Here is a 4,271-nt window from a genome sequence, read left to right as displayed (position 1 = left end):
CCACAGAATGATGTCACGCTGAAAATGCCGGCCTTTGAATGGGTTCATGTGCAGCTCCATCAGCAAAAGGGGATGATAAGTTTATCACCACCGACTATTTGCAACAGTGCCAAATTATCGGCTGGTCCATGCAATCCCGGATGACAAAAGACATTGTCCTGAACGCACAGCTGATGGCTGTATGGCGGCGTAATCCCCAAAAACAGGTGCTGGTTCATTCGGATCAGGGCAGTCAGTACACAAGCCATGAATGGCTGTCGTTCCTGAAATCACACGGCCTGGAGGGCAGCATGAGCCGTCGCGGTAACTGCCATGATAATGCGGTTGCAGAAAGCTTTTTCCAGTTGTTGAAACGCGAACGGATAAAGAAAAAGATCTACGGAACGCGGGAAGAAGCCCGCAGCGATATTTTTGATTACATCGAAATGTTTTATAACAGTAAGCGTCGGCATGGTTCCAGCGATCAGATGTCACCGACAGAATATGAAAACCAGTATTATCAACGGCTCGGAAGTGTCTAAATTATCCGTGGCGATTCAGGCCGTCATCTCAACTGGCAGTAGTCAGCAACCACATTGTGCTACGTGAAACTGACAGGGTTACAGGGGTGTACCAGGTCAGAATTCACGTAGCGCATCCTCCCCTTCTCTGTTCCCTCCCCTTTGGTTCGATCCTGTTTGTCCTGGCATTACCCCAATTCTCCCAAAAACGGCAAACCAGCCCTCAGCCCGCGCCACGACTGGCTTAAGACGGGATCCCTGCTGCAAAACGTACCTTTACGTATTTGGTTTTACCCGCAATAATGCGTGATAAGCAAACAAAAGGATCCGCGCGCTGCGATTTATTGTCGTGGAAGGATCCGGGCGTTCAGGTCAGAATACCTGTATCCATAAACAGTGCGTGTGCTACGTGAAAAATAACTCATGAACAATGTCATTCCCCTGCAGAATTCACCAGAACGCGTCTCCCTGTTACCCATTGCGCCGGGGGTGGATTTTGCAACAGCGCTCTCCCTGAGAAGAATGGCCACTTCCACAGGGGCCACACCGGCCTACCTGCTGGCCCCGGAAGTGAGTGCCCTTCTTTTCTATATGCCGGATCAGCGTCACCATATGCTGTTCGCCACCCTCTGGAATACCGGAATGCGTATTGGCGAAGCCCGGATGCTGACACCGGAATCATTTGACCTGGATGGAGTAAGACCGTTTGTGCGGATCCTGTCCGAAAAAGTGCGTGCGCGACGCGGGCGCCCGCCAAAAGATGAAGTGCGCCTGGTTCCGCTGACAGATATAAGCTATGTCAGGCAGATGGAAAGCTGGATGATCACCACCCGGCCCCGTCGTCGTGAACCATTATGGGCCGTGACCGACGAAACCATGCGCAACTGGCTGAAGCAGGCTGTCAGACGGGCCGAAGCTGACGGGGTACACTTTTCGATTCCGGTCACACCACACACCTTCCGGCACAGCTATATCATGCACATGCTCTATCACCGCCAGCCCCGGAAAGTCATCCAGGCACTGGCTGGTCACAGGGATCCACGTTCGATGGAGGTTTATACCAGAGTGTTTGCACTGGATATGGCTGCCACGCTGGCAGTGCCTTTCACAGGTGACGGGCGGGATGCTGCGGAGATCCTGCGTACACTGCCTCCCCTGAGGTGACGGCATACGCGCTTCCTTATATAAGCTGTGGTCAGCAGAACAGACATAACATAAGCTGGAGCATGTATATAAGCTGTAGTGAGTAAGTCATGTTTTATGAAGGGAGCAATGCCTCAGCAGCAGGTTACGGGATCACTTACGTAAGGGACAGGCAGATGGCAGCTCAGCCACAGGCAGCACTGCAGGAAACAGAATATAAACTGCAGTGAGCAGACCACTCACTGCACCGGTTAATATAAGCTGTAGTCAGTAAAGGAGCGCTCTTCACTGACTACAGTTTATGTTCAGCGGGATTTGAAGAGTTTTTCCAGGTCATCCAGCGTGATGCCCAGTTTTTCAAGCAGGGCAAGTTTCTCCGCCATCTCCGGACTGACTTTTTCCGCAGGTGAAGGTGGCAACGGATTTTCCTTACTCTCATCATTCGGTGCTTTTAACCGGGGACGCCGGTAGTGAATGCAGAAGAGTTTTGTCCGCCCCCGCTGGATCTCCGTGTAATCAAGATATCCAATCTCGCGCAGCTGCTCCATTGCCCGTCTGACCGTCTGGTTCTGGGAAAATACAGGAGACTTCAGATTGAGGCGTGCACGCAGCCGCGCCAGCGATATCGGTGCCGGATCCCGGGGCAGGCTCTCTATAAAGGTGTAGAGTGCCTGGGCGGACTCCCGTCGCTTCAGGGCATTAATCGCCTTAAGCTGAAGAAGGACCTTTCTGTCAAACTGGTACAGTTCAAACAGGCGGGGATCAGCCTGTAACTGAACAATATCCCGTTCAGTATCGTAGTAGGCTGACTGTACCAGATGGGTGATGTATTCCCGGGTGTGCTTCTCATCGGTACGGGAAAACGAGATCACGGTACCGGCAATGCGCTTCAGGGAAGGGCTGATGCGCTCACGCAGCCTGCGGGATGACTGGCTTGAAGGTATACCACACAGTTTTGCAAACTCAACAAAAGGCAGTTCAACTTTGTCACCAATCACGTTATGGCGGGCAAAGGAATGAATGATCCCCACCCAGGTCTTGAAATCGTTATCCATATCCAGCCGGGGGCCGGTGATCTCAACCTTATCGAATCCTTCTGCACGGGCCAGAGAAAGACGCGTCAGTTCTTCCGTGGCATCGGTGCGTGACAGTGTATTTTTTTTACTGTTCTTCAGTGACTTAAGGGTCGGTACAAAGACGCCCAGACGCATCAGCGCCACAGGTTGTACGGTGTTGTTATTGTTTGGTGTCAGTGTCACCAGCTCACCGGACGACTTATCCACCTCGCCGAACAGTTTTTTGATGTCTGAATTTTCGTTTTCCAGAAAGCCTCCAGCCTGTGGACAGTAAAAGAATAAACAGAAAATCGTGTGTCAGAACTCCGCTAACTGACTGAAGAAAAACCTGCAGCCTGTATTTAACAACTGAGTCTGGCATACTGACCATAGTTTATGTCATTAACTTACTTCAGTATATGGATTACTGAATACAGCTTATCATTAGCATGTTACAGTTTATCAGTAACATGCCACAGCTTATGTGATCGTAGTCCCGGCCCATGAGTGACAAGGTTTGCAGAGATATGGGGATCTTTAATGGATCCTTTGTTGATCATTCATGGATCTGTTTACTGGATCGGGCCTCCGGATATGTGGATAAATCATTCCAGAAGGACAGCGCACACAACCGTTTTATGAAAGGGCTTCAGGGCGTACCTGCTCCCTGTAACTACAGATACATTGCGCTTCCTCGCCGGTTCGCGGGCTTCGCCCGGTCACCGGTCTGCGGCGAGCACTGTTTTTTCTGATGTCTGTCTTTACAGGTAATTTTTGACGGAATCTGCCGTACTTCCTGAGCGTACGGTCATATCCGAAGTACACTTCATATGTGTGTTTCAATGCCAGGGATTGTGTATACAAACTACAGGTGTCAGCGCCAGTGATATAAGACGGTAATTCACCATTTGGATTGTCCGCTCCACCCAACATGTTGTTTCCTTAAGGTTCTCACACCAGAAAGGACATCAACATGCTGAGCAGAGAGGACTTTTACATGATAAAGCAAATGCGCCAGCAGGGCGCGTACATTGTCGATATTGCGGCTCAGATTGGTTGCTCTGAACGGACGGTCAGACGCTACCTCAAATACCCTGAACCGCCAGCCAGAAAGACCCGCCACAAAATGGTTAAGCTGAAACCGTTTATGGATTACATCGACATGCGCCTGGCAGAGAATGTCTGGAATAGCGAGGTTATCTTCGCGGAGATTAAGGCAATGGGTTATACGGGCGGACGTTCCATGCTGCGTTACTACATCCAGCCCAAACGTAAAATGCGTCCGTCAAAAAGAACAAGGAGAGAGTTACCGGTTAAAAGAGAAACGTAAAGCTGGAGTGCTGACCAAAAACACAACGCCAATCAGTGATGATGAAATGGTGCAAAGCGGACAGCATCAGTAACGAAAGTATTTAGCGGGCATGAAAATGGCAAATAACGGTCAAACATCGTGGCGTTGACATAGTCGCAGTTTTGGTGAACGAATCACAGACAAAGATGCCATGCACCAGGCTGTTGTTCAGTATGCAGAGCGGGCCGCAGAGAAACTACGTGGGGAGCGTCAGTATTGCCG

At 50.5% G+C, this 4,271-nt stretch carries 3 protein-coding genes and 4 pseudogenes; 6 read left to right on the top strand and 1 reads right to left on the bottom strand.

The genetic code is table 11. From position 1 onward, the window contains the following. Positions 1-110: 110 nt before the first annotated feature. From ACJHYW_RS24975 to ACJHYW_RS24965, 3 genes and pseudogenes are all read left to right on the top strand, one after another. A pseudogene (locus ACJHYW_RS24975) lies at positions 111-521 on the top strand (IS3 family transposase); the annotation flags it as partial. A gap of 114 nt (positions 522-635) precedes the next feature. Next, positions 636-803, top strand: a complete 168-nt coding sequence (locus ACJHYW_RS24970; protein WP_063078056.1) for a hypothetical protein — start codon at positions 636-638, stop codon at positions 801-803. Between the two features lie 120 nt (positions 804-923). Continuing rightward, the gene (locus ACJHYW_RS24965; RefSeq protein ID WP_001066942.1) at positions 924-1,664 is read left to right on the top strand and encodes a tyrosine-type recombinase/integrase; all 741 of its coding nucleotides are present in this window, start codon (positions 924-926) and stop codon (positions 1,662-1,664) included. 284 nt (positions 1,665-1,948) lie between these two features. Here ACJHYW_RS24965 and ACJHYW_RS24960 read toward each other — a convergent pair whose 3' ends face one another. Further along, entirely contained in the window at positions 1,949-2,926 is a 978-nt protein-coding gene (locus tag ACJHYW_RS24960; protein ID WP_000361612.1) for a RepB family plasmid replication initiator protein, read from the bottom strand. A 745-nt stretch (positions 2,927-3,671) separates the two neighbouring features. Here ACJHYW_RS24960 and ACJHYW_RS24955 point away from each other — a divergent pair. The 3 pseudogenes from ACJHYW_RS24955 to ACJHYW_RS24945 all read left to right on the top strand — a co-directional run. Further along, positions 3,672-4,001, top strand: a pseudogene (locus ACJHYW_RS24955) (IS21 family transposase); the annotation flags it as partial. Further along, a pseudogene (locus ACJHYW_RS24950) lies at positions 3,994-4,101 on the top strand (AAA family ATPase); the annotation flags it as partial. The pseudogenes ACJHYW_RS24955 and ACJHYW_RS24950, both read left to right, overlap by 8 nt. Positions 4,102-4,161: 60 nt before the next feature. Continuing rightward, a pseudogene (locus tag ACJHYW_RS24945) lies at positions 4,162-4,271 on the top strand (hypothetical protein); the annotation flags it as partial.

The sequence above is a fragment of the Escherichia sp. WS3063 genome, from assembly GCF_046486595.1.
Taxonomy (GTDB): domain Bacteria; phylum Pseudomonadota; class Gammaproteobacteria; order Enterobacterales; family Enterobacteriaceae; genus Escherichia; species Escherichia coli.
Note: the sequence above shows the minus strand (reverse complement) of the source record. Positions and strands in the feature narration are given on the sequence as shown.

Coding starts and splice junctions, on each gene's coding strand:
- ACJHYW_RS24965 (WP_001066942.1), top strand. CDS start 924: ATGAACAATGTCATTCCCCTGCAGAATTCACCAGAACGCGTCTCCCTG.